The following is a 26,502-nucleotide window of genomic DNA, read 5'->3' as shown; positions in this document are numbered from 1 at the left end:
CGCACGGTAAGGTTTAGCCCATGGAATTAATGATTGGACGGGTGGTGAAATCCCACGGCATCAAAGGGGAAGTCGCGGTAGAAGTCACCACCGATGAGCCGGAGATTCGATACGCAGTCGGCGAGATTCTGTACGGTAACCAAGGCAAAAAGGAACACCAACTGACCATCCAAACGGTGCGTGCCCACCAAGGACGCCTTTTGATCAAATTTGAAGAGATCCCCGACCGCACCGCGGCCGACACCTTACGCGGCACGAAGTTTTTCGCCCCACCACTAGAAAGCGATGAGGGCGAAGAGGGCTTCTACGACTACGAACTCGAGGGGCTGAAGGTGATGCTCGACGGAGACATCATTGGCACCGTCACCGGGGTCATGCACGGTCCGGCAGGCGAAATCCTCGAGGTGGAGCTTTGCGGTGGAAAGCAAGCGCTTGTGCCTTTCGTCCACGAGATTGTCCCCGAGGTTGACCTCGATGCCGGCACCTGCACGATCACCCCGCCGGATGGCTTGCTAGACCTCTAGCCGAACCTCGGCAAGCACGTCCCTGGGGCTCGCACATGTGTTGAGGAGGGCGTGCATTTATTCAATTCGCTGCACAAGGAGACAACCCGCCATGCTACGACTCGATGTCGTTACGATCTTTCCCGAATACCTTGACCCGCTGCGGCATGCCCTTTTGGGTAAGGCCATCGAGAAAGGGATCATCGACGTCGGCGTGCACGACCTGCGTCAGTGGGCCACCGGCGTCCACCAAGCCGTCGACGATTCCCCCTATGGCGGTGGGCCCGGCATGGTGATGAAACCGGATGTGTGGGGGCCAGCGCTTGACGACGTCGCAGCGGGCACGGGGCCGGTCGCTGCAACCGCGTCGCTGCAGTCCGCCGAAAAACACCGCAACGCCCCGCGTCATGACGACCTCGTCGGCGCGGACTTTGATGGCTACGCCGGGCGTGATGTGCGCGATGGGGAAGACCCCACGTGGCCGTTGCTGATCGTGCCCACCCCCGCCGGCACGCCTTTCACGCAGACCGATGCGCGTACGTGGTCGAACGAAGACCATATCGCGTTTGCCTGTGGTCGCTACGAAGGCATCGATGACAGAGTGGTGCAAGACGCCCGCAACCGCTACCGAGTCAGGGAAGTATCGATCGGCGACTACGTGCTCATCGGAGGGGAAGTAGCGGTATTGGTGATCGCGGAGGCAGTTATCAGGCTCATCCCCGGCGTGCTCGGCAATAGTCACAGCCACGAGGATGACAGCTTCTCCAACGGGCTGCTCGAAGGCCCCAGCTACACGAAGCCACGCTCGTGGCGAGGGCTGGACGTGCCGGAGGTGTTGTTCTCGGGAAACCATGCGCGGATCGAGCGCTGGCGTCGCGATCAGGCCTTGCGCAAGACCAACGCCGTCCGACCTGAGTTGCTCGAGCGCGTCCAACTCGACTCAAACGATCGCGCGGTACTCGAAGGAGACACCAATGCGTGAGATTTCCACCGACCTCAACGTCTTGCTCACCGCAGCGGAGTGGAGCCGCGCGTCAAACACCATGCCGGCGACGCTTGCTTCGGCAGGCTACCTCGTGCGCACCATTCACGCCGACATCATCGACCTGACCTGCGAGCCGGACAACATGCTGGTCAATCAGTTCTCCCAATATGAAGGCCGCCCACCGATCGCCGAGCAGTTACACAGGGTTGTCATCAACGGCCGGTCCGCACTTTCGCTTGCCGACGCCACCAAGGCCGTCATTTCCGCATTGCCGCCCGGTACTTACTGGTATGGCACTTCCCTGGAAGGCGCCACCGAGCCCGGCGGCGCCGCTGCCTGTGCCTGGCAGCAACCTTAACTTCGGACGCAGCCTTGGCGTGGTGGGGACAGGAGGGCGTCGGCAAGCAGTAAAATGCACCGAATGATTGCTCGAACTATCGCTTCGGAAACATCGGTCAAAGAATCACAGGTGGCAGCCGCGCTTCAGCTTCTCGAAGAAGGCAACACTGTCCCGTTTATCGCCCGCTACCGCAAGGAAGCAACCGGCGGCCTCGATGACACCGCGCTGCGCACCATCGAGGAGCGAGCTACCTATCTCACCGAGTTAGCCGAGCGGAAGCAGACCATCCTCGCCGCCATCGAGGAGCAAGGCAAGCTCACCGTCACCCTCCGCGCGCTCATTGAAGGCTGCGACACCAAAGCACGTCTCGAAGACCTCTACCTCCCGTACAAAAAGCGTCGCAAGACCAAGGCGGACATCGCACGCGAGGCAGGTCTCGAACCGCTTCTCGACGCCCTCATCTCCAACCCCAGCGCCAATCCAACCGAACTTGCTGCCGGCTACGAAAAAGAGGGCTTCGAAGATACGAAAAAAGTCCTCGATGGAGCGCGCGCCATCCTCATCGACCGCTTCGCGCTCGACGCTGACCTCGTCGGTGAAATTCGCGAAACCATGTTTGAAACTGGCAGCATGGGGGCGCGCGTCGTAGAAGGAAAAGAACGCGAAGGTGCGAAATTCAAAGATTATTTCGAGTTCAGCGAACCCTTTACCACGCTGCCGAGCCACCGCATCCTTGCCTTGTTGCGCGGCGAATCCGAGGGGGTCTTACACCTCGATCTCGATGCAGGTGACGAGACCATCTACGAGCACGCAATAGCTACCCGCTTCGACCTAGACACGTCGAGCTCGCCCTGGCTTGCCGACGCCGTGCGCTGGGGGTGGCGCACCAAACTGTCGATTTCTTCTGGTCTCGATGTTCGCATGCGCCTGAAAGAACGCGCCGAAGAAGGAGCTTTGGACGTCTTCGCCCGCAATCTTAAAGACGTGCTGCTAGCGGCACCGGCCGGCCAACGCGCCACCATCGGGCTAGATCCGGGCTATCGCAACGGCGTCAAGTGCGCCGTCGTTGACGGCACCGGCAAGGTGCTCGACACCTTGATTGTTTATCCACATCAGCCCCAAAACCAGTGGTCGCAGGCGGTGCAGGCGCTTGCCACGGCGTGTGCTACCCACCATGTCGATCTCATGGCAATCGGTAACGGTACTGCCAGCCGCGAGACGGAGAAGCTTGCGCGTGAGGTCGCCGACCTCATCAAGCAGGCCGGTGGCACACGCCCGACGCCGGTGGTCGTGTCCGAGTCGGGCGCCTCCGTCTATTCCGCCAGCGAGCTCGCTGCGCGTGAGTTCCCAGATATGGATGTCTCCCTGCGAGGTGCAGTCTCTATCGCACGGCGTCTGCAAGACCCATTGGCCGAGTTGGTCAAGATCGATCCGAAGTCCATCGGCGTCGGCCAATATCAGCACGACGTGAATCAGACCAAATTGGCACGCACCTTGGACGCGGTGGTCGAAGACGCCGTCAACGCGGTCGGCGTCGACTTGAACACAGCCTCGGTGCCTTTGCTTACCAGGGTTGCAGGCATTACCCCGACCATCGCCGAAAACATCGTGGAATACCGAGACGAACACGGCAGCTTTGCCACCCGCAAACAGCTGCTGAAGGTCCCTCGTCTGGGACCTAAGGCCTTCGAACAGTGTGCGGGTTTTTTGCGCATCAACGGAGGCGATGATCCTCTCGATGCTTCTGCTGTGCATCCGGAGGCGTATTCAGTCGCTCGTCGCATCGCCACGCAGACAGGCAAGGACTTTAATTCGTTGATTGGAAACACAGCGGTCTTGAGTAAGCTGCAGCCCTCCGACTTCGCTGACGGCACCTTCGGCGTGCCGACCGTCAAGGACATCATCGGGGAACTTGAAAAGCCAGGTCGCGACCCACGCCCAGAATTTTCAACCGCAACTTTCAAAGACGGCGTCGAAAAGGTCTCCGATCTCAAACCCGGCATGATCCTCGAGGGTACGGTGACCAATGTCGCTGCCTTCGGCGCATTTGTCGATGTGGGAGTGCACCAGGATGGGCTCGTTCACGTCTCAGCGCTTTCCGACGGGTACGTCGCCGACCCCCACAGCGTCGTCCGATCCGGCCAGGTGGTCAAGGTCAAAGTGATGGATGTCGACGTCGAAAGGAAGCGTATTGGGCTTTCAATGCGCTTAGGCGACGAGCCCGGCGCGCCGTCGGCACGCAAGAATGTTGGAAACGGCCAGCAGCGAGGAAACAAGCAGCGCGGTGAGCACGGTGGCGGACAGACTGGCAACGGTCGGGCGCGCCGCACCAGCCGAGACAGTGTAGGCGGCAGTGGTTCGCTTGCCGACGCCCTCAAGAAAGCCGGTTTTGGGCGGTAACACCCCCTCATGTGGCAGCGGTTACAAGCTGCGGGCGGTGGGGCCCTAATATCACAGGAATGACGAATAAAACTCCTTCTACGACACCCACCGTCCTGACCACTGTTGGTGAGCTCCGCGCAGCACTCGTTGAGGCGAGTAACCACCGCATGCGTCCCGTGGTCCTGGTTCCCACCATGGGTGCGCTTCACGACGGGCATCTGTCGTTGGTCAAGCGGGCGCAAGCCGTCGACGGCGCCGTGGTCGTCGTCAGCATCTTTGTCAATCCGCTGCAATTTGCCGCCGGCGAAGACCTTGACGCTTATCCACGCACTCTGGCCGCGGACGTGGAAAAGCTTGCGGAGGTCGGAGCCGACTTCGTCTTTGCTCCCAACGCCGCCACGATGTATCCGGCCGGACCGCGCACCGTCGTCCAACCAGGCCCTGTCGGAGCCATCTTGGAGGGTAAAACACGCCCGACGCACTTCGCCGGCGTCCTGACCGTGGTCAACAAGCTGTTTAACATCACCAAGGCCACCCACGCGGTGTTCGGGGAAAAGGACTATCAGCAACTGTTGATCATCAGGCAGATGGTGGAAGACAACAACCTCGACATCGTGATCATCGGTGCGCCTATCGTTCGTGAAGCCTCAGGGCTCGCGAAGTCCTCGCGCAACGCCTATCTCACGCCCGATCAGGCTGACCTTGCCGCTGCCTTGTCTGCGTCCTTGCGCGCCGGGGCAGCGCTTTCCGGGGTGCAGCTTGCCGACGCCGGCCGCGTTGTCGCTGCAGCGCGCGCCGTCATCGATGCGCAGCCAGACATCGATCTGGACTACCTCGAGTTGCGCAGCGCTGACCTGGGGCAGCCAACCGTGGGGGAGAACCGACTTTTGGTGGCTGCTCGCGTTGGGAACACGCGCTTGATTGACAACTGCGCGGTCGAGCTTTCCTGATCGAAGTTGAAAGTCGCCATCCTACCTGACAACTGCATCTTGCGTGTTAATCACCCCACCGGGATGGTTCTGGCTGTGGATAACTTTCCCGCCCATTGAAGTTATCCACAGATTTCCCGCTTTCGGATTGACGGTGGTGGACAAGAAAAATCCTTTCGCTTAGCCTGCCTGAAAAACCAACTATTTTCACGGGTTTCAACGTCAGTCAGCAGAAAGGTAGCTGCAGCATGAACATCGGTTTTCGCATCACCAGTGATGACTCCGCAGAGGCGAGGTTTCGCCGAAATACGAATCTTCGGATTCTGGAAGATTTGCTTCCTGCCGTGGCACAACGGTGGCGCAGTGGCGAAACCGTGGAGAAAATCACCATTGGGTTGGCCCAGGCCTTGTCCCAAAAGCGAGACACGGTGCGCTATTTGGTGCAAGGCCTGGTTATGTTGTGCCAACTGCCTGCGACTCTTGCGGCTGCCCGCGAGGCGCTCGTGTTGGACGAACCACGAATTGCGGCCTTGGGCAGGCGCCTGAAGCAGGTTACCGATAGCGATGTGCTTTCGCTTATCGACGATGACATCGCCGCAATCATCACCCCTGGTCTTGCCAGTCAAGAGCTCATCTTGCCAGCCGCTTTTTCCCAGCGTATTGGCAATATTTTGGACAGACATAACATTAGGGCGGAAAAGTCGAAACCCGCCACCCCGCGCGGGTCGGCCCGCATCGATGAAAACAATGACTACTGCTTCTCCTTTGCAGTTGATCGTGTTCAAGGTGCAAAGCTCATCGCGGTGATCGAGGAGATTAAGAAGGAGCACGGTTGCGAATTGGGAGAGGCTTTGGCGTTGATCGTCGGAAAGCAAACGGCAGGAACCCAGGCGACGCTGAACCTTTATCTCGACGTCACCGGCAAAGTCTACCTGCGTGGCGTCGGCTGGCTGCGCCCCGAGGAACTTGCTGGCGTCGAGCTTGCCGACCTATCCATGCTCAACCCAGCAAGCTTCACCGGCAACTGGCATGCGGCCAGAAAATACCGCATCCCTAAAAAGCTTCGCGAGCTTGTCAAAGCCCGCGACGGAGGATGTCGAGCGCCGGGCTGCACTGCAAGCATCGACTGTTGCCAAATCGACCATGTTATTCCTTTTAGCAAGGGAGGAACGACAAGTCTAGATAACCTTCATGCCCTCTGCCCGCACTGCCATGACCAGAAAACCAACGGCGTATTTGAAGTCAGCATGGCGCCTAACGGAATCGACACCTGGACACTGCCCGACGGCACCATCGAGCGTACCCTTCCCAAAGGCCCTTGGGCTGAGATCATGATGGCGGAGGCCACGGCCATTTCTCCCACACAAAAAATCCCCACACGCCCAACCTATGCTGGCCTGAAAGCCCGCAAAGCGAAGGCGGCAGCCCGCGCCGCAGGAAAAAGGACCAAGCGCCGCCAGAATGCTGGCGAAAACCCATCATCTCAACGAGCAGCAGCCTAAACAACGCAGCTGACGGCACCTGGCCATGAAACAGCGCCCCCTCCTTGTCGAGCGTGTGCTGTTTACTTGGGGATGATAGCAATTACTAGGCAAAGCTGTGCTGTGCAGAAGGGAAGGTCCCCTCCTCGACTGCCTTCCGATAGCGTTGTGCAGCCTGGCGTAATTCCACCCCAACATCGCCAAACGTCTCGACAAACTTCGGACGATGACCCTGAGGGTACATCGCAGCCATATCGTGCCACACTAATACTTGCGCGTCAGTTCCCGCGCCCGCCCCGATTCCTACGGTAGGTATCGGGCAATTCGTCGTGACTTCAGCGGCGAGTGCGGCGGGTACCATTTCGAAAACGACCATGTCTGCGCCAGAAGCGACCACGGCAGCGACGTCATCGCGAAGTACCTGAGCGGAGTCATCGCGTCCTTGAACCCTAAATCCACCGAGATTATTGACGGATTGAGGCGTGAATCCCACGTGCGCACACACAGCCAGGCCAGCATCCTTCAGCGCGGAGATACGAGACGCGATGCGTGCCCCTCCCTCGAGCTTGACCATGTGGGCGCCAGTCTTGCGAAGCAAAGTCGTGGCGGTTGTAACTGCTTGCTCATCCGATGCTTCGTAGGTGCCGAAGGGCATGTCGATAATAACGAGAGCATGTTCAGCTCCGCGTACGACAGCGGCGCCGAGCATAGCCATTTCCTCTACGGTGATGCTGGTGGTGGTTTCGTAACCGAGTACGACGTTGGCAGCAGAGTCGCCAACGAGCAAACATTCGATACCCGCGTCGTCGAATGCTTTGGCGCTGGCGTAATCATAAGCAGTCAGCATGGCCCAGGGACGGTGTCCTTTAAGTTTTTGGAGATCGCTGATACGAATCTTTTTGGGCGCAGGTGTGAGATAACCGGGGGCAGGCGATGACATTATTGGTGTTCCTTGATACTTAAACGAGTGATGTGGAGCACAGCATAAGGCAGTTGAAGCATTGAATAAAAAACCTTGGGGGTAACCAAGGGGGACATTAAATGGCTACGAGGCTGACCCCGAAACGTGCTGCGAATGTGCTCCACGTGGCGACGAATTGTGCCGCTCTTGCACCGGATGCGCAGTACACCCCAATCGTTTTGTTCTGGTAGCGCTGGCACACCGTGGTGATATTTTCTTCCGTTTGCTTTCCGACGGGCAAGTGCTGTGAGTTGGCAAAACGAATGTCGGCTTCGCGCTCGTTTGCTTCTCGGACATCGAGAAGCAAATCGGGGACCCAGTGATGGGAAAGATCGGTGGCACGTTTGCGGCCTGGTTCCCGTCGTAAAGCAAAATTGCGAAATCGTGCAGCAAGGGCGTCGTAAGTTATCAACCGTCCGATGGCTGACGGCAGCCCGGCGCAAATTTTGATCGCCTCGGAGGCCATAAGCGAGCCGACGACCGCAGTCGTCGCGCCCAATACACCTGCTTCCGCGCATGTGGGCAAGTGATCGGGAGCAGTGGGATAAAGGTCACGCAGACCTACCACCTCAGTGTCGAAGACGGCAACAGAGCCTTCGTAAGCCAGCACCGTTCCCCAAACCAGTGGGATCCTGAGGATTTCTGCTGCGTCAGCAATGAGATACTTCGAGGTAAACAGGTCGGTGCAATCGACGATGACATCATGACCGTCGAGAAGCTGTAGCGCGTTGGTGGCGTCAAGGCGCACACGGTGGCAGTCGACCTTGATACCTGGCTGCATGTTGCTGAGCTTTTCTGCAGCGACGGCGACTTTGGACTTGCCGACATCGCTTGCTCCATAAAGGAATTGACGCTGGAGATTGCTAATTGAGACCACGTCATCGTCGATGACAGTGAGGTGTCGCACACCGGCCGCGGCTAGCGCCTGCAGCACCGGGCAGCCAAGTCCACCGGCACCGATGACCACAACGCGCGCTGACGCCAAGCGCTGTTGATCGAGACCAGGAAGCCGAAGCTGTCGAGAAACACGTTCGAGCTCAAATACGTCCTCGGCAACGGTTTCGTTTGTGTTGTTCATAGAACTTTCTCCGACCAACTAACGGTTCCTTCCGTGGGAGAGGAAGCGAGTGCGTGCTCCCGGCGTGGAATGCGCCCGGAGTTGGCTGCTAGTCGCCCGGCCTCTACTGCTTGTGCCATAGCTTTGGCCATTGTTTCGGGGTTCTTGCAGCGATTGACCGCGCTGGCTAGGAGCACGCCGTCGCAGCCTAGTTCCATAGCTAGCGCGGCATCGGATGCGGTACCGATTCCTGCGTCAAGAATCACGGGTACCTGAGCTTTCGAGCAGATCAGCTCGATGTTGTGGGGATTTAATATCCCTAGTCCGGTGCCGATGGGGGATCCCAGTGGCATGACGGCGGCAACTCCTGTGTTTTCTAAGTGTCGGGCTACAACTGGATCGTCACAGGTGTAGGCGAGCACGGTAAATCCTTCGGCGACAAGACGCTCACAGGCGTCGAGTAGTTCAAGGGTGTCAGGTAGGAGGGTGTGTTCGTCGGCGATGACTTCAACTTTCACCCATGTGGTGTCGAGTGCTTCTCGGGCGAGGCGGGCAGTGATGATGGCATCGCGTGCGGTTCGACAGCCCGCAGTGTTGGGTAGTGCTGCAATGCCTAGGCGGTTCAGCGTCTCAAAAACGGTCTCACCACTGGCTGGGGTGTGTGCTGCGTGTCTGCGCATGGACACGGTTGTCAGCTCGGTTCCGGAGGCGACAAGGGCGCGCTCGAGCATTTCTTGGCTTGTCGCCCCACCTGTGCCCATGATGAGGTGCGAGTGGAAGGTTCTGTCGGCAATGGTGAGCATATTTAACCTCCTTGGACGGCGGTGAGGATTTCTACGGTGTCGCCGTCGTTGAGCGGGCGTGTCCATTCGGAACGGGGAAGGACTGTGTCGCCGATGGCGACGGCGATGCCTGCTCCCGTGGTCGAGCCGGTGATGTCACCAACGAGGTCGGCTACCGTTGTGGCGGTAGTTTCTCGTTGTTGTCCGTTAACAATCAGTTGCATGAGGTTGTCCTTATCTTGTGCTTCCCGACGTCTACAGGCGGCAGTCCGTGGCGTGCCGCAGCGGGTGGCAGGCGGTGATATCAATCGTGGGGGGTAGATTGCCAATGAGCTGGCGCGTTACCTGGGCGCCTAGTGCTGATAGCAGAATTCCATGCCGGAAATAGCCAGTGGAGACAATGATCTTTTCGCTTACGTAGCCAAGGTAGGGCAGATCGTCGGGGGTGCCGGAGCGCGCGCCACAGGTGGCCTCGATCAGAGCGCATTCTTCAAGTGCTGGAATCAGGCGGATGGCGTCGCGAAGCAGCTGATATACCCCGCCGACGCTGGCTTCGGGCTGCTCGTCTTCGCGACTCGTCGCGCCGATGGCGATGGTGCCGTCGACGCGCGGGATGACGTAGACGGGTCTGTCCTCGACAAATCCTCGCACCACTCGCGTGATGATCGGGTCGAGTGATCTCGGCACTTTGACCCGCACGATGTCCCCGTACACTGGGCGCAGCTTGAGCGGGTGCGGGCCGTTTCCAAACCAACCGGTGACTGTCGATGCGCCGAGGCCGTTGGACAGCACCACGTGATCGTGCTCGCCAACTGCGATGGTGGAGCCGTCGGCAAGCTCAATGACGTTGTCGGTCACTCGGGAGACGGCTTCGGCGACAAATTGGGTCCCAAGGTTGCAGGAGGCATCGATGAGCGCTTCAGCATACATCCGGGGGAATACTTGAGTGTCTCCGGGCAGGCTGACCGCCCCTGCGATGTGGGGGGAAAGCGCTGCTTCCATCTTGCGTGCTTGCCGCACCGTCACCGGTTCAACGCCCATGCCGTGGGCGGATTGATAGTCGGCTAATTCTGCAAGGTGTACGGCGTCGGCCTTGTCGGCGGCGACGACCAGCGTGCCTTCCGTACGACGCCCCAGCGGTCGTGCCGAATGGGTGCTGACGACGTCGAAAAGCTCATCGTGGCACCGAGCTGCTGCCTGCATGAGCGGAAACAGCGGATCCTGCCGGTAAACGACCTCCGCGGCAGGCGCAAGCATGCCGCCCGCGTGATAAGTGGCACCACTGGCGGGGTGCGGGTCGATAAGGGTCACGGCGTGTCCGTGGGCGGCGAGATCGACGGCGGTGGCTAGCCCAACCATCCCGGCCCCGATGACGTACACGCGTTCGCACGCAGTGGCATTGTGTGCCACGAGGGATTCCTTTCGCTAGAAATGTGTTTTCTTGCTTTCCGACGCCTACGGTCGCACTGTCCGGCCCGCGTCGAAGGCGCGAAGAACTCGCGCGCAATAGTCTGCGGGATCTGAGGCGTTCATGATGCCACGCACGATGGCGCACCCAGCAACGCCTGTGCCGGCAAGCTGCGTGGCATCCTCGACAGTAACGTCGCCGATGGCAACGACAGGCAGTACGGAGGCCGCGACGATGGGCACATAGCCTGAAACACCAAGCGCTGGTCGGCCTGAGTCTTTCGTCGGGGTAAGCCGAAACGGTCCGCAGCCTAAGTAATCGAGGTAGTGGGCCTGCCGGTTGGCGGCCTGAACAAGCTCCAAGGTCCCGGTCGTCAGCCCCACGATGGCGTCGGGGCCGAGGAGGCTGCGCACATCACTGACGTCTAGGTCGTCCTGACCGACATGAACCCCATGAATGCCAACACCGTGTGCACGTAATGCGAGTGCGACGTCCACGCGGTCGTCGATAAGCACCCGCGTGTTGGGATTGACTGCCGCAACGGCGTTGGCAACCTCTTCCGAAAGCGCGTAAAGGTCGCGGGCGGTGATCGGTTTGGACCGAACCTGGATCACCCCGGCACCGCCACGTGCGGCGGCCACTGCAGTGTCGACCACCGAATGCGGCGAATGTGGCAGCGGAGTTCCCGTGACGAAGTAGCAGCGGTAGTCAATACCGCCCATCGGCTTAGACATCAGTGGCTCGGACAGTGTGGTACAGCGTGCTTCCTTGAGCGCGAAACTCCTCGGCCTTGGCGGCCATACCCTGTTCGGCTGCGTGGTGGGCGGCAGCGACCGCGCTAGCACCGTCGTCGCCGATACCCGCACTTGGGGCCGGGAACGTCGGCATGCCTAGCTGACCTTCGATCTCGCCTGCGAAGGTGTCGCGGATGTCCTGACTGATGCGCATGGAGCAGAACTTTGGTCCGCACATGGAGCAAAAGTGCGCGGTCTTTGCAGGTTCGGCCGGCAGCGTCTCGTCGTGGTAGGCCTCGGCTGTTTCCGGGTCAAGCGATAATGCGAACTGGTCGTGCCAGCGGAATTCGAAGCGGGCCTTGCTCATGGCGTCGTCCCATTCGCGCGCGCCGGGGTGTCCCTTGGCCACATCTGCGGCGTGGGCGGCGAGTTTGTAGGTGATGACGCCGGTCTTGACGTCGTCGCGGTTGGGCAGACCCAGGTGTTCCTTTGGCGTGACGTAGCACAGCATCGCAGTTCCTCCCATGGCAATGTGGGCGGCGCCGATAGCGGAGGTGATGTGGTCGTAGCCTGGCGCGATGTCGGTGACGAGGGGGCCGAGCGTGTAGAAGGGGGCGTCGCCGCACCAGTCCTGTTCGAGCTCGTTGTTGTGTTGGACCATGTTCAGTGGAACGTGTCCAGGTCCTTCCACCATGACCTGGACGTCGTGCTCCCAGGCGCGGCGGGTTAGTTCGCCGATAGTTTTTAGTTCGGCGAATTGGGCGGCGTCGTTAGCGTCGGCAAGCGAGCCGGGGCGCAGGCCATCGCCGAGGGAGAAGGCGACGTCGTAGGCGGCGAAGATGGAGCACAGCTCGTCGAAGTTGTCGTAGAGGAAGGATTCCTTGTGGTGGGCAAGACACCAGCCGGCCATGATGGAGCCGCCACGAGAGACGATGCCGGTCACGCGCTTGGTGGTCAGCGGGATAAACGGCAGGCGCACTCCGGCGTGAATGGTCATGTAGTCCACTCCCTGCTCGCACTGCTCGATGACGGTGTCGCGGAAGATTTCCCAGGTCAGCGCTTCCGCAATGCCGTCGACCTTTTCGAGTGCCTGGTAGATCGGCACCGTGCCGATCGGCACCGGCGAGTTGCGGATGATCCATTCGCGGGTGGTGTGGATGTCATTGCCGGTGGACAGGTCCATGACGGTGTCGGCACCCCAGCGGGTGGCCCAGCGCAGCTTGGAGACCTCCTCCTGGATCGAGGAGGTGAGAGCGGAGTTGCCGATGTTGGCGTTGATTTTGGTCAGGAACTTCCGACCAATGATCATCGGCTCGGACTCGGGGTGGTTGATGTTGTTGGGGATGATGGCGCGGCCGCGGGCGATCTCGGAGCGCACAAACTCGGGTTCGACGTTTTCGCGCAGCGCGACGAACTCCATCTCCTTGGTGATAAAACCCTGGCGCGCGTAGTGCATTTGCGTGACCGTCTTCCCGGAGGCTGCGCGCAGGACGGGTCGCCGGGGGCCCTGCCATTCCTGGCTTGCTTGGCCGCGGCGCAGCGCGCGTTTTCCGTCGTCGAGCAGGTTGCGCTCGCGGCCCGTGTATTCCTCGACGTCGCCGCGCTCGGCAATCCATGTGGATCGCAGTCCGGGCAGACCTTTGGCCGGGTCGCTAACCGGTCCGCGGGTGCGGTAGATGTGGAAGGGTTCATTGGGGCCGGTGGGAGAGTCATCGAGATTGATGCGGGTGCGCGGCACGCTGAGATCGCCGACGACGAGCGGGTCGAATTTGTGCTTGGGATGGATCTCGCGCGCTTCTTGAGCAAGGATTTCGCTTACCGACAGATGGGTGGCAGGGGTGTGCGTCATGCGCATCCTCTCTTCCTTCGCTGGTGCTAACCAGACAGGTTCATACGGTGCTCGCGCGGCGTCAGCGCGATCTCAGCCCATGCCATGGGTGCCCGTGGGGATTGACACTTGCATTCTTATCACCCCTGAACCCAAAAATCACAACTTTCCCCCTAAAAACACTAATTATCAGGGGTAACCCCTCGCAGGGGCGGTGCCCCAAGGCGCATGCCGTAGGCGTCGGAAAGCAAAAGAAAAACTTGAAACCTTGCGGGCGATTGTGCGATAATGCTCAGGTTGTCTACTCGGTGCGTTGTTTTTCCGAGTGGTCGCGATGAATTTGTTGTGGATATGAACCGGCCGAGCGCCCAGTCGTGGGAAGTGCCGCTAGGGTCCTCTTTCCTAAAAATGTAAAGGTTTGTTGAATGAACATTCTCGACAAGGTTGATGCAGCTTCCCTGCGCAACGACATCCCAGATTTCCGCCCGGGCGATACCCTGAACGTTTACGTCAAGGTTATCGAGGGTAACAAGACCCGTACCCAGCTGTTCAAGGGTGTTGTCATCCGCCGTCAGGGCGACGGCATTCGCGAGACCTTCACCGTCCGCAAGGTTTCCTTCGGTATCGGTGTTGAGCGTACCTTCCCGGTGCACACCCCGAACATCGAAAAGATCGAGGTTGTCACCCGCGGTGACGTTCGCCGTGCGAAGCTGTACTACCTGCGCGACCTGCGTGGTAAGGCAGCGAAGATCAAGGAAAAGCGCTAAGCTTCACCCTTTTTCGGATAGCCTTTTTAAAAGCCTGCTTGGACGTGCCGTTTGAGCAGGCTTTTTGCATGCTTTCCGACGCCTACGGTCAGCGACCTTCCCGTGCCCAGGATCCTGTCTTGCACTCTGCCCGCATCCTGCCCACTTCCTGCCCCTACATATCTGGGGCAGGTGCGTTTCTTTGTCGGGTCGGGATCGCTCGACGCATCGCTGGTGGTGGCTTTGCTAGAGTTAGACGGCGTGAATGCAACACCGCAATTTGGAGCTCATGCGCACGATCCCCACCAAGGGCAGGACCTGACGCCACAGGAGGATCCGGATCAGCGCAACGACGACACGGAAAATGGCGAGACGGAACAAGAGGGCAAGTCGGCCCCTTGGTACGTGGAAATCCCCATCGTTGTCGTGATGACCTTGGTGATCATCATGGTGCTCCAGACTTTCGTCGGACGTGTGTACATGATCCCGTCGGCGTCCATGGAACCAACCTTGCATGGTTGCTCCGGCTGCACGGGTGATCGCATCTTCGTTGACAAGATCAGCTACGCCCTGGGTGAGCCGAAGGCGGGCGATGTGGTGGTGTTTAAGGGCACTGATTCGTGGAATGCGGGTTATGTCTCCCAGCGCAGCGAGAATTCCGTCATTCGCGGCCTGCAGAACTTAGGTTCGGTCGTCGGTCTCGTGGCGCCTGATGAGAATGATCTTGTCAAGCGCATCGTCGCTACGGGCGGTCAAACCGTACAATGCCTCGAAGGCGACGCGGGTGTGACGGTGGACGGGAAGGTCATCGACAGCTCCTACATCCTTGACCCGCCAACCTATCCGGTGGATCCTGCAACGGGCTCGGAGGCCTGCGGCGGTTTCTATTTCGGACCAATCACGGTTCCCGAAGGCAAATATTTCGTCATGGGGGACAACCGTACCAACTCTGCTGACTCCCGCTATCACCTCGGTGATGAGTTCCAGGGAACGATCCCCCGCGAAAACATCCGCGGAAAGGTGCAGTTTATCCTGTTCCCCTTCAATCGGATTGGCGGAGTCGATTCCATAGACATTCAGGAGTAGGCCTTTTTTCGCGCCTTCCACATAGGGAAGGTGGGCTTGTTGCGGGCCATCGTCGGAAACTGTCGTGCAACGTTTTTCGACGGTGGCCTTTTGCATGCCCGCACACCGTGCAGGCTTAAAAACCCCGCCCATAGCCTGTGGTGCAACGCCAGCACCCGCGGGCTGGCGAATATTGTTAGCTTTGTAACCTTCTTGGGCGGTATGAGGAGCTAACGATGCGCACACTCAAACAGTTGCGAACCTATGAGGTTGCGCTGTCGAAGGCGGGGCTGGGCCCGGTCGCGGGGGTCGACGAGGCCGGGCGTGGGGCGTGTTGCGGGCCGATCACCATCGCGGCATGTATCTTGCCCGATCGGCCCATTAAGGAGCTCGAGAGGCTGACCGATTCCAAGAAGCTTTCCGAGAAGGTCCGCGCCGAGCTTTTCCCCGTCATTCAAGCCAAGGCGCTAGCGTGGGCGATCGTCGACATTTCTGCCCCACAGATCGACCGCTTCGGTATCCAGCATGCCAATATCTCCGGGATGCGCAGGGCAGTGGCCAGGCTTGAGGTGCGCCCGGGTTATGTGCTTACCGACGCTATGAAAGTACCCGGCATGGCCACCTCCATGCTGCCGATCATCGGCGGGGACGCCGCGGCGCGTTGCATCGCCGCGGCCAGCGTGCTGGCCAAGCATCATCGCGATCAGATCATGCTCGCACTCGATGAGAAGTATCCCGGCTACGGCTTGGCTGGTCACAAGGGCTACGGAACGAAGGCGCACATGACTGCGGTGAGCCTCCACGGTGGGTGCCCTGAGCATCGTTATAGTTATGCGAATGTGGGTGCTGCACACCGGCAGTGGCTTGCTAGCTGCCTCGGCACCGAGGCTGGGGAGATGAGCACCGGATAGGTCAGCTAAAGGATCCCACTGTGAATGTTTCCTAAACGTAAATGAGGCAAGTGCAATGAGCGCAGAAGAACTCGACAATTATGAGGCCGAAGTCGAGCTGTCCCTGTATCGCGAGTACCGCGATGTGGTTAGCCAGTTCTCCTACGTCGTGGAGACGGAGCGGAGGTTTTATCTGGCCAATGCCGTCCAGCTCATTCCGCACACCCAAGGTAACGATGTTTATTACGAGGTGCGCATGTCGGATGCGTGGGTGTGGGACATGTACCGCTCGGCGCGTTTCGTGCGCTACGTTCGCGTGATCACCTACAAGGATGTCAACATTGAGGAGCTGGATAAGCCGGAGCTGATCATTCCGGAGTAGCCCACTTAGCACGTGCCCTGCTTTTCGCAGGGCTTTTTTGCTTTCCGACGACCATGGTTGCTGCCCGAAAAAGCGAAGAATTATAGCAAAATTCGCCTATTTGTCAAACGATACCTGAAAATAAGGAGAATAGCTGTGGATAACTTTTCTCGGATCGGAGTTATCCACAGCATTTGGGGCTTTTTCGAATGGGGGGATTGCGCAGGTAGGGGCCACCTTTTAGAAAAGTGGTCGAAGAAGAATTTCTTGAGTGGCCAGGCACTGGCTTTGGATGCACTTCTTCACGTATCAGTACGCAACCACTTTGCACCCCCTTTGCGTCGGCATGAGCCCACGAGGGGGAGATAAGGATCCTTGTGAGATGAGCACACACCACACAACCGGCACGTGTAGGCAACAAACATCCTCGCCGTCACCGCGGGGGCGAGGCAGCAAGTGCGCCCCGACGGGGCGCCAACAGCTAGGAGGCCTAGGCGAAGACCATGCCGCGGCCTACCTGAAATCAAATGGCTACCGGATATTGGAGCGCAATGTTGCGTTCAAAGAGGGAGAGATCGACATCATCGCCCAGTCCGGTGACGGCGAGATCTGCTTTGTGGAGGTAAAAACCCGTCGCGGCAAAGCTTTTGGCGTCGAGGAATCGGTCAGCACGCGCAAGCTGCGTCGACTTCGTTTGGCTGCCGCACGCTGGCTCGAGCCCAAGCCGTGGCTGCAGGTTCGATTCGATGTGATTGGCGTGGTAATCGCGGAAGGGATGGCACCGCACATCCGTCACGTCAAGGGGGTCGATCGTGGCTCTTGCTAAGTCATTGTCCGCCGTTATCGTCGGGGTGGGGGCTCGCTTAGTGGAGATCGAGGCCAATGTGGGTCCTGGCCTGCCCGGCACGTTCATCGTGGGGCTGGGGGACACGGCCATCGCCGAGTCGCGCGATCGAATGAAGACAGCGGCACAAAATAGCTTCCTCGCCTGGCCAAAGACGAAAGTAATTGTTTCCCTGACACCGGCTTCGCTGAAAAAGTCGGGCGCGCAGCTGGATGCGGCGATGTGTCTGGCGATCCTCGCCGCCGCGCGTGACGACTATGACATGCGCGTTCGCCTGTCAGAGACCCTGGTGCTGGCTGAGTTGGGGCTCGATGGGCGCTTGCGTCCGGTCAAGGGGGTGCTTCCGGCGCTGCTGGCGGCACAAGAACACGGCGTTGCTACGGCCATCCTGTCCCCGGGGAATGCACAGGAGGGGTGCTTGGTCGACGGCGTGGAGATCTTGATCGCGGAAAGCCTCTCAGACATCGTCGCTTGGCTGCACGGGCAGGTAGGCCTCGACAGCGCGCGGTCGACGTCGGCAAGCATGGCGCACAGCACGCCCCACACGGCGCAGCGGGCGCTGGACATGGCGGATGTGGCGGGCGAGCCGGAGGCCAAGTTTGCCGCCGAAGTTGCTGCCGCCGGCGGGCACAATTTCATGCTTATCGGGCCACCTGGCTCCGGCAAATCCATGATTGCCGAACGCTTGCCGACGATCATGCCGCCGCTTTCCCCGGCGCAGCAATTGGAGGTTGCGGCGATTCGTTCCATCAGTGATGTAGGGCCACCGGGGACTTTCTACCAGCCGCCGTTTGTGGCGCCGCACCACTCGGTCACGCGCGCGGCGCTGTTGGGTGGAGGTGCGGGGACACCCGTGCCGGGTGCGGTGACGCAGGCACATCGCGGCGTGTTATTCCTCGACGAAGTCAGTGAAATTCCAGCCCAGATCCTAGACTGTTTGCGTACGCCGATCGAGGAGGGCGCGGTGCGGTTGGCGCGGGCACGCCAGGATGTCACTTTTCCGGCACGTTTCCAGCTCGTGCTTGCCGCCAACCCCTGTCGGTGTGCTGCAGAAGACCCGGCGCTGTGTCGGTGCAGCTCTGCCCAACGGGCTTCCTATTTGAATAATCTGTCGGGTCCTTTGCGGGATCGGATCGATATGTTTGTGCGAACGCGTGCTCGCGGCGCGGTGCTGAGTGCACACGAGACTGAGCCGAGCGAAGCTATCGCCGAGCGAGTGGCTGCGGCACGGGAAAAAGCCAGCCAGCGGTGGGAGCGGACAGGAGTTGCTGCGCCGACAAATGCCGCGGTGGAAGCACCTCGTCTGCGGCGGCATTTCCCCGCCGATGAGGAAGGCACAGCCTTGCTGGCAGCTCATTTGGCGCAGGGGCAGTTAAGCCAGCGCGGCTGCGACCGTACGCTGCGGTTGGCGTGGACGTTGTGCGACCTCGACGGCGTCGATAAGCCAACGCTCGACCACGTGGCGCGCGCGGTGGAGCTGCACGACAGCGCGGATTTGGTGGTTGCGGCATGAGCGTTACCACTGTTTCCGCGCCCGGATCCGACACCATTGACTACGAGCCCTGGGCCTATCTCTCGCGGGTCGTCGAAGGCCCCAGCGCATACCTCAACGACCACCTTGCAAGTGGTAAAAGTGCCAGTGAGATCGCGCATGCAATCAAAAACCGCTCTTCGTGGCTGGGGCCGGGTCTGCTTTCAGCAACCCAGTCGCGTTTTGAGTGGGATCGTGCCAAACAAGACCTCACAATCATTGGCGATCTCGGCGGGCGGCTAGTGACCCCGCAAGACGAGGAATGGCCCAGAGAGCAGCTTGATCAGGCATTCGGTTTCGCGCGCTCGGGGATGAGCCCGCACATTCGCTCCTATCAAGACGACGCGGTGGCCCCACACGCACTGTGGGTGCGCGGTGCGCTCAGGCTTGATCAGATCCTTTCGCAGTCGGTGGCCTTCGTTGGAACTCGCGCGGTAAGTAGTTACGGGCGCGAGGCAACGCAAACTCTGGTGCAAGGACTAGCTATGCATCAGTGGACCATCGTCTCCGGAGGGGCACTGGGGGTGGACACCGTGGCGCATTCGGAGGCGTTGAACCAGGCCGTTCCCACTGTGTGTGTCACGGCGTGTGGGCTCGATCGTTCCTATCCTTCGCGAAATGAACAGCTTTTTTCTGCGATCGCTCAACGAGGGGCGCTGGTCACGGAGTATCCACCGGAGGTGACCCCGCAGCGTCATAGATTCCTGACCCGCAACCGGTTGGTGGCGGCGTTGACGTTGGGCACCGTCGTGGTGGAGGCGGCCTGGCGCTCGGGAGCGCTGAATACTTTGAGCTGGGCGAGCGGCTTGGGCAGGGTGGCGATGGCGGTGCCAGGACCGATCACCACGGTCAATTCCCTCGGCTGTCACCACCGCATCCGCAACCACGAGGCGGAGCTTATCACCAGTGCCGACGACATTCGCGCGCTGTTATCCCGCATGGGCGAAGTCGACGCCGACGCGCAGTATGAGCTGGACTTTGCCAAGTCGCCGGTGCAATCGCTGAGCAGGAACGAGCTGCGCATTTACGACGCCTTGAGCCAGGAGCTACACACAGCCTCCACCGTTGCCAAGGAAGCGGGAGTAACGGTGGCCCTAGCGGTGCATCTGCTCGTCGAGCTCGAGAAGAAAGGACTAGTCGAAAGAGAAAAGAACCAATGGCAAAGAAAAAATATTTCACTTAGGGTTGCATAACTTACCCACCGAGGTACTGTAGGTGAGGCAAGACTAAGAAATGCCGTCGGGGTTCGGGCTGGTCCCCGGAAGCGTCCGCGCCGCGTTGAGTTGCGCCGGCGCACACGAGTCCCGGTCAAATACCGGGTGGCGGGTGCGACGGCTAGTCGGTAGCGCATTAAGGTTATGCACTATGGGTGAGTCACAATCGAGGGCGAAGCACGCCGGGAAGAAATATGATTCCCGCGGCGCTTCGCCCTCATTGCCGTATGTGGGAAGCAACACTCCAGACAATCTCGATCCAACGCCCCGCGCTGGGCAGCAGCACGACTCCATTTCACAGATGGGTGAACTTGTCGCAGACTATGGCGAACACCTGCTTCTAGTCCAAGGCCGATCAGAGGCCACGGTCAAAGGCTACGTATCTGACTTGTGTTCATTCGCCACGCTGTACACATCGGTGGACGAATTCACCCTCGCGAACCTCCGGTCATGGCTCGCTGATGCCGTCGCCGAGGGTAAAGCCCGCTCGACGCTCGCCAGGAGGGCGGCCGCCGCACGCGGGTTTAGCACCTGGTTGGTGCGCGGCGGATATATTCCGAACGACGTTGCCGCCCGCCTGGTCGTGCCCGCTGCCAACAGGCACCTTCCGACCGTTCTTTCTGTCGCACAGGCGAAGTCCTTGATGGATGTCGATGGTGACGCAGGCGATGTCGAACCCGAGCGGGTGTGCCATGGGTTAAGCGGTGATGAGCAGAAGGCGCGCGATCAACGGGTGCGCAACCACGCGATCTTGGAGTTGCTGTACGCCACCGGCATTCGAGTTTCTGAGCTTACGGGGGCAAATGTGGGAGACGTCGACTTGCGAGCGCGAACCCTCAAAGTAACAGGCAAAGGCAACAAACAGCGGGTTGTACCATTTGGTGCCAAGGCCCGTAAGGCGCTCGATAAGTGGCAGTCGGAGGTCCGCCCGCGCATGGCGAAGTCGGGGGAGCAGGCCTTGTTCGTCGGCGTTCGAGGGGCGCGGATTGATCCCCGCCAAGTTCGTCGCATCGTCGAGCAGGCAGGGCGAGAGGTCGACGTTGAAGGGCTGGGGCCACACGATCTAAGGCATACCGCGGCCACCCACGTCCTCGACGGCGGGGCGGATTTGCGCATGGTGCAGGAGTTGCTGGGCCATTCCTCCTTGCAGACGACGCAGATCTATACCCATGTCAGTACTCAACGTCTGAAAGACGCTTTTACACAAGCCCATCCCCGCGCCTAGGACTGCTAGTGGCACCGGTGATGTCCTGTGCAGGGTCAAAAAGGCTTCGTTGGGTAGATGAAAAAGCCGCCCCATTAATGGGGCGGCGGATAGGCGTTCGTGGGGAGAGCTCCTGGTTCCTCGCGTTGGGGCGTGTGTGAAAACAAGTGTGGGTGGTTTTCGTCAAGGGGGATGGGGATGGTTAATTCGCTGGCTTGAGTCGGATCCGGGGCGGAGTGAGCAGATCGAGGGGATTGAGGTAGGAATCCTTGCCGTCAAGGATGCCCCAGTGTAGCCCGGCCGAGCCGTCGGCAGTTGCTTGGAGGGTGCCAATGGGCATGCCTCGGGTTACCTCTTGGCCTGCGGTGACGCTGGCGCTAACCGGCTGGTACGTGCTGCGCAGGCCATCGGGGTGATCGATGGAAACGATGGGGGTGCCGGCGACCGTGCCCGCGAAGGCGATGACGCCATCGCCTGCGGCGAGTACCGTTGTACCGACCGGGGCGAAAAGATCCACGCCGCGATGGCCGGGAAGCCAGTTGTGCTCCGGTTTATCGAATCCGCGAGCGATGCCTGTGGCATTTCTGCTCCCCGTTATCGGGTGAACGTAGCTTTCCGCGTTTGCCAAGGAGGGATTGGTAGTGTCTGCAGCAAGGTAAAAGGCGCGTTGCCCAGAGGTAGTCACCAGGTGGTGCGGCGGCGGGAAAATGGTGAGAATAAGTAAGGTCATGATGATGCGCACGGCGTCCATAGTTTCCTTGCTACCGGCATGTTTTCGTCACTGCCCGCGCGCCTGGGGGCTGCTTGTGGATAAGTGTCCCCACCCAAGCCTATCGTGAATAAAACTAGCACTTCCGGCCTGGCCGATGCACGCCGTATTGGATGCAACTAAGGGGCAAGCTAGCTGGGGAAATTCCCAATTCGGTGCACCTCAAACATAGACGTGGGCGAAACACAAGGGTGCTTGCATCTCGGACCTGTCTCATTGTGGATAGCCCTGGGAAAAATCAAAGCACCACCGGCGAGCCGAAATGTATTTCTGGCACAGTGTTGCGATTTTTGGTATTTGGGGGTGGTTGGGCTAAACTTGCCGGTTAGCAGTGTCGGAAAAGACTTTTTGGCTGCCGCCCTGGGCTCGTACCGGGGAGGTGGCCTTTGCATTTGGCTGCGGCGGTGATCGTCGGAAAGCAAAAGCACAAGGCGCTGCTTAATTCGCGCAGGCATCGCGATACCGCGTGCGCGTTGGTCCCTCGCCGAAAGGCAGGGTGCGGGCGCGGTGATGTCGGCTAGGGCGTAGGGAGAACCTGCGCAATATGTAAGTAACCGAATCTATATGAACTTTAGAAAGGAAGCACCATGGCAGTTGTAACCATGCGAGAGCTCCTTGACTCCGGTGTCCACTTCGGACACCAGACCCGCCGTTGGAACCCGAAGATGCGTCGTTTCATCTTGACCGACCGCAACGGAATCTACATCATCGATCTCCAGCAGACTCTGACCTACATCAACGAGGCTTACGAGTTCGTCAAGGAGACCGTTGCTCACGGCGGCACCATCCTCTACGTCGGCACCAAGAAGCAGGCTCAGGAAGCTGTTGCTACCGAGGCTGAGCGCGTTGGCATGCCTTATGTCAACCACCGTTGGTTGGGTGGCATGCTCACCAACTTCCAGACCGTTTCCAAGCGTCTGCACCGCATGAAGGAACTGCAGGCAATGGATGCGGCCGAGAACGGCTACGAGGGTCGTACCAAGAAGGAAATCCTCATGCTCAACCGCGAGCGCATCAAGCTTGAGCGCGTTCTCGGCGGCATCGCTGACATGCAGAAGGCTCCTTCGGCTCTGTGGGTCATCGACACCAACAAGGAGCACATCGCAGTCAACGAGGCTCACAAGCTTTCCATCCCGGTTGTGGCCATCCTCGACACCAACTGCGATCCGGACGTTGTCAACTTCCCGGTTCCGGGCAACGATGACTCCATCCGCTCCATCGAGATCCTGACCCGCGTGATCTCCCACGCCGTCATCGAGGGCAAGAAGGCTCGCGAAGAGCGCGCCCTGGCCGCCGCTAAGGAAGCTGCTGGCGATTCCGAGAAGATCGAGGCTGCTGCCAAGGTTGAGGCTACCGAAGAGGTTGCCGCAAAGGTTGAGGCTCCGGCCGAGGCTGAGTAAAACCCCTTCGCCGCATTAAGCTTTTCGCTTGCGAAGAAAGTCATGCCCTTCGGTTCGGTAAACGCACACGTTGTTTCACCGAGGCTGAAGGGCATGTTTGCCCTTATACAGGTTTCTCGTTTTCTCCTTCGCCGCAGGCCTTGCGTTGTGCTTGCTTGCCGACGTCTATAGTCCCCACACCTTTCGCACCACGGTGACTGAGGAAGGATCTGTGGAGATGATTGTGGGAGTAGCTCGGATTCTTTTAGAAGAAAATGACGGATTTCACCGTCTAAGTCGTGCGCGCTGGCGTAATGCCCGCTACCCTGAATGAGAAACTTTTAAGAAACACCCCTAACTAGAGGAGGATCGCCCCCACAATGGCGAACTACACCGCTGCTGACGTTAAGAAGCTCCGCGAGATCACCGGTTCCGGTATGCTGGACTGTAAGAAGGCTCTGGAGGAGACCGGTGGAGACTTCGACAAGGCTGTCGAGGTCCTGCGCATCAAGGGCGCTAAGGACGTCGGAAAGCGCGCAGAGCGCAACGCAACCGAGGGCCTGATTGCCGTTTCCGGCAACACCATGGTTGAGATCAACTCCGAGACCGACTTCGTTGCAAAGAACGCTGAGTTCAAGGAGTTCGCTCAGAAGGTTGCCGACGCTGCTGCAGCAGTCAAGGCTAACTCTGCTGAGGAGCTCGCTGCCGCTGACGTCGACGGCAAGACTGCCGCAGAGGCCATCCAGGAGCTGTCCGCAAAGATCGGTGAGAAGCTTGAGCTGCGTCGCGCCGTCACCCTCGAGGGCGCAAACCTCTCCGTTTACCTGCACCACCGCTCCGCTGACCTGCCGCCGGCAGTCGGCGTCCTGGTTGCCTACGAGGGCGAGGGTGACGCTGCCAAGGAGGCTGCACACGCAGCCGCCATGCAGGTTGCCGCTTTGAAGGCTTCCTACCTGACCCGTGAGGACGTTCCGGCTGAGGTCGTTGAGAAGGAGCGTTCCATCGCTGAGCAGATCACCCGCGAAGAGGGCAAGCCGGAGAAGGCTATCCCGAAGATCGTCGAGGGTCGCCTCAACGGCTTTTACAAGGACGTTGTCCTGCTCGAGCAGCCTTCCGTTGCTGACAACAAGAAGACCGTTCAGAAGCTCATGGAAGACGCTGGTGTCACCATCACCGCTTTCTCTCGCTTCGAGGTTGGCCAACACTAATTCTGGCACGATGACCAGCTGAGGCTACATCCGCTTGAGTAGTGGTCTGCTCTCCCGGTGCGCGATCCCTCCTAGAAAATCGGGGACCTTGCACCGGGTTTTGTCATATGTGGCAAACTCGCGCAATTGAAGGCGGAAAAGGTAGACTGATTTGTTGATGTCGCCGGATCGAACACCACGAAACCGCCGGTGCTCGCCCTTCATGAACGCAATCGCCCAACTTGCGGCTTGAAGCCACTCGTGGCTTCGTAGCAAGCGCGCGATGGCGCGTGAGGATCTTCACTGTGGAAGTACATGGGTCGTTGCAACCCAGCGGCTTTCATTTTCCAGGGGCAGAAGTGGCCCTGGTCCGCACTTCCATTTCCGAAGCGATCGAACCTACAACAGGGAAGAAAGGTATCAACCCATGGAGCAGGCTGCTCAACGTCCTGGATACAAGCGCGTCATGCTAAAGCTTGGAGGTGAGATGTTCGGTGGCGGGGCCGTCGGCATCGATCCCGACGTCGTATCTGGGGTCGCCCGCCAGATTGCCAGCGTTGCCCGTGAAGGCTATGAGATCGCAGTCGTCATCGGCGGTGGCAACTTCTTCCGCGGCGCACAGCTGCAGCAGCGCGGTCTCGATCGCAATCGTTCGGACTACATGGGCATGCTGGGAACCGTGATGAACTGCTTGGCATTGCAGGACTTCCTCGAGCAAGAGGGAATCGACTGCCGGGTGCAAACGGCCATCAATATGGCTCAGGTGGCCGAACCATACCTGCCGCTGCGGGCGAAGCGCCACCTTGAAAAGGGACGCGTGGTCATCTTCGGCGCTGGCATGGGTATGCCTTATTTCTCCACGGATACCACGGCGGCACAGCGTGCTTTGGAAATTGATTGCGAAGTGCTGCTGATGGCAAAGGCTGTCGATGGCGTCTATTCTGACGATCCTCGCACCAACCCGGATGCGGAGCTGTTCAGCGAGATTACCCCCCGCGAGGTCATCGAGAAGGGCCTGAAGGTGGCGGATGCCACCGCGTTTAGCCTGTGCATGGACAACAATATGCCGATCCTCGTGTTCAATCTCCTCCAGGAGGGCAATATTGCTCGCGCTGTTGCGGGCGAAGCTATCGGTACTTTGGTGAAGTCCTGATATTTTAGATAGAGCACCCGCTTTCTACTACAGCTCGACAACTATTTCACCTTGGTTGAGGTCTGTGATGCCTGTGGCAAGAAGGCGTGAAGGATGTATATGTGGTGCCCGCACCTGGTGCCACGATGACCGATCGTGACAACAATACTGTAAGGAATCTCGACTCCCATGATTGATGAAATTCTGTTCGAAGCAGAAGAGCACATGACCACCTCGGTGGAGCGCACCCGTGACGAGCTGACCAACATCCGCACCGGTCGCGCTAACCCGGCGATGTTCAACGGCGTGATCGCTGATTACTACGGCGTGCCCACCCCGATCACCCAAATGGCAACCATTTCGGTGCCCGAGGCGAGAATGCTGCTCATCAAGCCATACGAGATGTCCATGATGAATGAGATCGAAAACGCCATCCGCAACTCCGACCTCGGCGTTAACCCCACCAACGACGGCCAGGTGCTGCGTGTGACCATTCCGCAGCTGACGGAGGAGCGTCGTAAGGACATGGCAAAGCTCGCCCGCTCCAAGGGCGAGGATGGCAAGATCGCCATTCGAAACGTGCGCCGCAAGGGAATGGATCAGCTCAAGAAGATCCAAAAGGACGGCGACGCCGGTGAGGACGAGGTTCAGGCTGCTGAAAAGGAGCTCGACAAGGTCACCTCGAAGTACGTCGCACAAATCGACGAACTGGTGTCCAAGAAAGAAGGCGAGTTGATGGAGGTCTAAGGCCTTCATCGACCACAGCGAAGCATATGGGCGGAAAGAAGGA

26 protein-coding genes are annotated in these 26,502 nt (G+C 59.5%); 18 read left to right on the top strand and 8 right to left on the bottom strand.

Annotation, left to right across the window (positions count from 1 at the left end; all coding sequences use genetic code 11):
* The first annotated feature begins 20 nt into the window (after positions 1 to 20).
* The 6 genes from rimM to PAB09_RS08455 all read left to right on the top strand — a co-directional run bounded on the left by rimM (position 21) and on the right by PAB09_RS08455 (position 6,641).
* Positions 21 to 524 carry a ribosome maturation factor RimM gene (gene rimM, locus PAB09_RS08480; protein WP_271033249.1) on the top strand — a complete coding sequence of 168 codons (504 nt, stop codon included), beginning with the start codon at positions 21 to 23 and terminating at the stop codon, positions 522 to 524.
* Between the two features lie 91 nt (positions 525 to 615).
* On the top strand, positions 616 to 1,485 hold the full coding sequence (gene trmD / locus PAB09_RS08475) for a tRNA (guanosine(37)-N1)-methyltransferase TrmD (protein WP_271033248.1): 870 nt from the start codon (positions 616 to 618) through the stop codon (positions 1,483 to 1,485).
* Positions 1,478 to 1,846 carry a hypothetical protein gene (locus PAB09_RS08470; protein WP_271033247.1) on the top strand — a complete coding sequence of 123 codons (369 nt, stop codon included), beginning with the start codon at positions 1,478 to 1,480 and terminating at the stop codon, positions 1,844 to 1,846. The genes trmD and PAB09_RS08470 overlap by 8 nt, the downstream gene beginning before the upstream one ends.
* 63 nt (positions 1,847 to 1,909) lie before the next feature.
* On the top strand, positions 1,910 to 4,228 hold the full coding sequence (locus tag PAB09_RS08465; RefSeq protein ID WP_271033246.1) for a Tex family protein: 2,319 nt from the start codon (positions 1,910 to 1,912) through the stop codon (positions 4,226 to 4,228).
* 59 nt (positions 4,229 to 4,287) lie between these two features.
* Complete coding sequence (gene panC / locus PAB09_RS08460; RefSeq protein WP_442873660.1) at positions 4,288 to 5,160, top strand: pantoate--beta-alanine ligase; 873 nt, start codon at positions 4,288 to 4,290, stop codon at positions 5,158 to 5,160.
* Positions 5,161 to 5,387: 227 nt separating this feature from the next.
* Positions 5,388 to 6,641 (top strand): HNH endonuclease signature motif containing protein, encoded by a 1,254-nt coding sequence (locus PAB09_RS08455; protein ID WP_271033245.1) that lies wholly within the window; start codon positions 5,388 to 5,390, stop codon positions 6,639 to 6,641.
* 85 nt (positions 6,642 to 6,726) lie between these two features.
* Here the strand turns inward: PAB09_RS08455 and panB are convergent, their stop codons facing one another.
* From panB to thiC, 7 genes are all read right to left on the bottom strand, one after another.
* Positions 6,727 to 7,560 (bottom strand): 3-methyl-2-oxobutanoate hydroxymethyltransferase, encoded by an 834-nt coding sequence (gene panB, locus PAB09_RS08450; RefSeq protein WP_271033244.1) that lies wholly within the window; start codon positions 7,558 to 7,560, stop codon positions 6,727 to 6,729.
* A gap of 97 nt (positions 7,561 to 7,657) precedes the next feature.
* Positions 7,658 to 8,659 carry a ThiF family adenylyltransferase gene (locus PAB09_RS08445; RefSeq protein WP_271033243.1) on the bottom strand — a complete coding sequence of 334 codons (1,002 nt, stop codon included), beginning with the start codon at positions 8,657 to 8,659 and terminating at the stop codon, positions 7,658 to 7,660.
* Complete coding sequence (locus PAB09_RS08440; protein WP_271033242.1) at positions 8,656 to 9,441, bottom strand: thiazole synthase; 786 nt, start codon at positions 9,439 to 9,441, stop codon at positions 8,656 to 8,658. Before PAB09_RS08440 ends, PAB09_RS08445 begins: the two co-directional genes overlap by 4 nt.
* A 2-nt stretch (positions 9,442 to 9,443) precedes the next feature.
* Positions 9,444 to 9,644, bottom strand: a complete 201-nt coding sequence (thiS, locus tag PAB09_RS08435; protein ID WP_271033241.1) for a sulfur carrier protein ThiS — start codon at positions 9,642 to 9,644, stop codon at positions 9,444 to 9,446.
* 31 nt (positions 9,645 to 9,675) lie between these two features.
* Entirely contained in the window at positions 9,676 to 10,779 is a 1,104-nt protein-coding gene (thiO, locus tag PAB09_RS08430; RefSeq protein WP_271035347.1) for a glycine oxidase ThiO, read from the bottom strand.
* 96 nt (positions 10,780 to 10,875) lie between these two features.
* Positions 10,876 to 11,562 (bottom strand): thiamine phosphate synthase, encoded by a 687-nt coding sequence (locus PAB09_RS08425; protein ID WP_271033240.1) that lies wholly within the window; start codon positions 11,560 to 11,562, stop codon positions 10,876 to 10,878.
* On the bottom strand, positions 11,555 to 13,411 hold the full coding sequence (gene thiC, locus PAB09_RS08420; RefSeq protein WP_271033239.1) for a phosphomethylpyrimidine synthase ThiC: 1,857 nt from the start codon (positions 13,409 to 13,411) through the stop codon (positions 11,555 to 11,557). Before thiC ends, PAB09_RS08425 begins: the two co-directional genes overlap by 8 nt.
* 404 nt (positions 13,412 to 13,815) lie before the next feature.
* On the opposite strand from thiC, the gene rplS reads away from it, so the two are divergent.
* The 8 genes from rplS (at position 13,816) to PAB09_RS08380 (ending at position 21,266) form a co-directional block, all read left to right on the top strand.
* The gene (gene rplS, locus PAB09_RS08415; protein ID WP_271033238.1) at positions 13,816 to 14,157 is read left to right on the top strand and encodes a 50S ribosomal protein L19; all 342 of its coding nucleotides are present in this window, start codon (positions 13,816 to 13,818) and stop codon (positions 14,155 to 14,157) included.
* Positions 14,158 to 14,397: 240 nt separating this feature from the next.
* On the top strand, positions 14,398 to 15,222 hold the full coding sequence (gene lepB, locus PAB09_RS08410) for a signal peptidase I (protein WP_271033237.1): 825 nt from the start codon (positions 14,398 to 14,400) through the stop codon (positions 15,220 to 15,222).
* A 215-nt stretch (positions 15,223 to 15,437) separates the two neighbouring features.
* Positions 15,438 to 16,112 carry a ribonuclease HII gene (locus PAB09_RS08405; RefSeq protein ID WP_271033236.1) on the top strand — a complete coding sequence of 225 codons (675 nt, stop codon included), beginning with the start codon at positions 15,438 to 15,440 and terminating at the stop codon, positions 16,110 to 16,112.
* Positions 16,113 to 16,167: 55 nt separating this feature from the next.
* Positions 16,168 to 16,473: a DUF2469 domain-containing protein gene (locus tag PAB09_RS08400; RefSeq protein ID WP_271033235.1), complete on the top strand. Its 306-nt coding sequence runs from the start codon at positions 16,168 to 16,170 to the stop codon at positions 16,471 to 16,473.
* A gap of 361 nt (positions 16,474 to 16,834) precedes the next feature.
* A complete protein-coding gene (locus tag PAB09_RS08395) occupies positions 16,835 to 17,278 on the top strand; it encodes a YraN family protein (RefSeq protein WP_271033234.1) in 444 nt (147 codons plus the stop codon).
* Positions 17,265 to 18,809, top strand: a complete 1,545-nt coding sequence (locus PAB09_RS08390; RefSeq protein WP_271033233.1) for a YifB family Mg chelatase-like AAA ATPase — start codon at positions 17,265 to 17,267, stop codon at positions 18,807 to 18,809. Before PAB09_RS08395 ends, PAB09_RS08390 begins: the two co-directional genes overlap by 14 nt.
* Positions 18,806 to 20,020: a DNA-processing protein DprA gene (dprA, locus tag PAB09_RS08385; protein ID WP_271033232.1), complete on the top strand. Its 1,215-nt coding sequence runs from the start codon at positions 18,806 to 18,808 to the stop codon at positions 20,018 to 20,020. Before PAB09_RS08390 ends, dprA begins: the two co-directional genes overlap by 4 nt.
* A gap of 313 nt (positions 20,021 to 20,333) precedes the next feature.
* Positions 20,334 to 21,266 (top strand): tyrosine recombinase XerC, encoded by a 933-nt coding sequence (locus tag PAB09_RS08380; protein ID WP_271035346.1) that lies wholly within the window; start codon positions 20,334 to 20,336, stop codon positions 21,264 to 21,266.
* A gap of 181 nt (positions 21,267 to 21,447) precedes the next feature.
* Here PAB09_RS08380 and PAB09_RS08375 read toward each other — a convergent pair whose 3' ends face one another.
* Positions 21,448 to 21,996 carry a M23 family metallopeptidase gene (locus PAB09_RS08375; protein WP_271033231.1) on the bottom strand — a complete coding sequence of 183 codons (549 nt, stop codon included), beginning with the start codon at positions 21,994 to 21,996 and terminating at the stop codon, positions 21,448 to 21,450.
* Between the two features lie 605 nt (positions 21,997 to 22,601).
* On the opposite strand from PAB09_RS08375, the gene rpsB reads away from it, so the two are divergent.
* The 4 genes from rpsB to frr all read left to right on the top strand — a co-directional run bounded on the left by rpsB (position 22,602) and on the right by frr (position 26,459).
* Positions 22,602 to 23,414 carry a 30S ribosomal protein S2 gene (gene rpsB / locus PAB09_RS08370; protein WP_271033230.1) on the top strand — a complete coding sequence of 271 codons (813 nt, stop codon included), beginning with the start codon at positions 22,602 to 22,604 and terminating at the stop codon, positions 23,412 to 23,414.
* 359 nt (positions 23,415 to 23,773) lie between these two features.
* Positions 23,774 to 24,601, top strand: a complete 828-nt coding sequence (tsf, locus tag PAB09_RS08365) for a translation elongation factor Ts (RefSeq protein ID WP_271033229.1) — start codon at positions 23,774 to 23,776, stop codon at positions 24,599 to 24,601.
* Positions 24,602 to 25,007: 406 nt separating this feature from the next.
* On the top strand, positions 25,008 to 25,733 hold the full coding sequence (gene pyrH / locus PAB09_RS08360) for a UMP kinase (protein WP_271033228.1): 726 nt from the start codon (positions 25,008 to 25,010) through the stop codon (positions 25,731 to 25,733).
* Positions 25,734 to 25,901: 168 nt separating this feature from the next.
* Entirely contained in the window at positions 25,902 to 26,459 is a 558-nt protein-coding gene (frr, locus tag PAB09_RS08355) for a ribosome recycling factor (protein WP_271033227.1), read from the top strand.
* The last annotated feature ends 43 nt before the right edge of the window (positions 26,460 to 26,502 follow it).

Source organism: Corynebacterium sp. SCR221107 (assembly GCF_027886475.1).
Classification (GTDB): Bacteria; Actinomycetota; Actinomycetes; order Mycobacteriales; family Mycobacteriaceae; genus Corynebacterium.
This window is presented reverse-complemented; position numbering and strand designations above follow the sequence as displayed.

What these genes read in the sequence shown, in the direction of transcription:
- thiS (WP_271033241.1), bottom strand. Translation starts at nt 9,644, where the DNA reads ATGCAACTGATTGTTAACGGACAACAACGAGAAACTACCGCCACAACG.
- trmD (WP_271033248.1), top strand. Translation starts at nt 616, where the DNA reads ATGCTACGACTCGATGTCGTTACGATCTTTCCCGAATACCTTGACCCG.
- PAB09_RS08395 (WP_271033234.1), top strand. Translation starts at nt 16,835, where the DNA reads ATGAGCACACACCACACAACCGGCACGTGTAGGCAACAAACATCCTCG.
- PAB09_RS08470 (WP_271033247.1), top strand. Translation starts at nt 1,478, where the DNA reads ATGCGTGAGATTTCCACCGACCTCAACGTCTTGCTCACCGCAGCGGAG.
- PAB09_RS08440 (WP_271033242.1), bottom strand. Translation starts at nt 9,441, where the DNA reads ATGCTCACCATTGCCGACAGAACCTTCCACTCGCACCTCATCATGGGC.
- PAB09_RS08400 (WP_271033235.1), top strand. Translation starts at nt 16,168, where the DNA reads ATGAGCGCAGAAGAACTCGACAATTATGAGGCCGAAGTCGAGCTGTCC.
- rpsB (WP_271033230.1), top strand. Translation starts at nt 22,602, where the DNA reads ATGGCAGTTGTAACCATGCGAGAGCTCCTTGACTCCGGTGTCCACTTC.
- pyrH (WP_271033228.1), top strand. Translation starts at nt 25,008, where the DNA reads ATGGAGCAGGCTGCTCAACGTCCTGGATACAAGCGCGTCATGCTAAAG.
- dprA (WP_271033232.1), top strand. Translation starts at nt 18,806, where the DNA reads ATGAGCGTTACCACTGTTTCCGCGCCCGGATCCGACACCATTGACTAC.
- panC (WP_442873660.1), top strand. Translation starts at nt 4,288, where the DNA reads ATGACGAATAAAACTCCTTCTACGACACCCACCGTCCTGACCACTGTT.
- tsf (WP_271033229.1), top strand. Translation starts at nt 23,774, where the DNA reads ATGGCGAACTACACCGCTGCTGACGTTAAGAAGCTCCGCGAGATCACC.
- PAB09_RS08425 (WP_271033240.1), bottom strand. Translation starts at nt 11,562, where the DNA reads ATGTCTAAGCCGATGGGCGGTATTGACTACCGCTGCTACTTCGTCACG.
- rimM (WP_271033249.1), top strand. Translation starts at nt 21, where the DNA reads ATGGAATTAATGATTGGACGGGTGGTGAAATCCCACGGCATCAAAGGG.
- PAB09_RS08455 (WP_271033245.1), top strand. Translation starts at nt 5,388, where the DNA reads ATGAACATCGGTTTTCGCATCACCAGTGATGACTCCGCAGAGGCGAGG.
- thiO (WP_271035347.1), bottom strand. Translation starts at nt 10,779, where the DNA reads ATGGTTGGGCTAGCCACCGCCGTCGATCTCGCCGCCCACGGACACGCC.
- panB (WP_271033244.1), bottom strand. Translation starts at nt 7,560, where the DNA reads ATGTCATCGCCTGCCCCCGGTTATCTCACACCTGCGCCCAAAAAGATT.
- PAB09_RS08465 (WP_271033246.1), top strand. Translation starts at nt 1,910, where the DNA reads ATGATTGCTCGAACTATCGCTTCGGAAACATCGGTCAAAGAATCACAG.
- frr (WP_271033227.1), top strand. Translation starts at nt 25,902, where the DNA reads ATGATTGATGAAATTCTGTTCGAAGCAGAAGAGCACATGACCACCTCG.
- thiC (WP_271033239.1), bottom strand. Translation starts at nt 13,411, where the DNA reads ATGACGCACACCCCTGCCACCCATCTGTCGGTAAGCGAAATCCTTGCT.
- PAB09_RS08405 (WP_271033236.1), top strand. Translation starts at nt 15,438, where the DNA reads ATGCGCACACTCAAACAGTTGCGAACCTATGAGGTTGCGCTGTCGAAG.
- PAB09_RS08445 (WP_271033243.1), bottom strand. Translation starts at nt 8,659, where the DNA reads ATGAACAACACAAACGAAACCGTTGCCGAGGACGTATTTGAGCTCGAA.
- rplS (WP_271033238.1), top strand. Translation starts at nt 13,816, where the DNA reads ATGAACATTCTCGACAAGGTTGATGCAGCTTCCCTGCGCAACGACATC.
- PAB09_RS08375 (WP_271033231.1), bottom strand. Translation starts at nt 21,996, where the DNA reads ATGGACGCCGTGCGCATCATCATGACCTTACTTATTCTCACCATTTTC.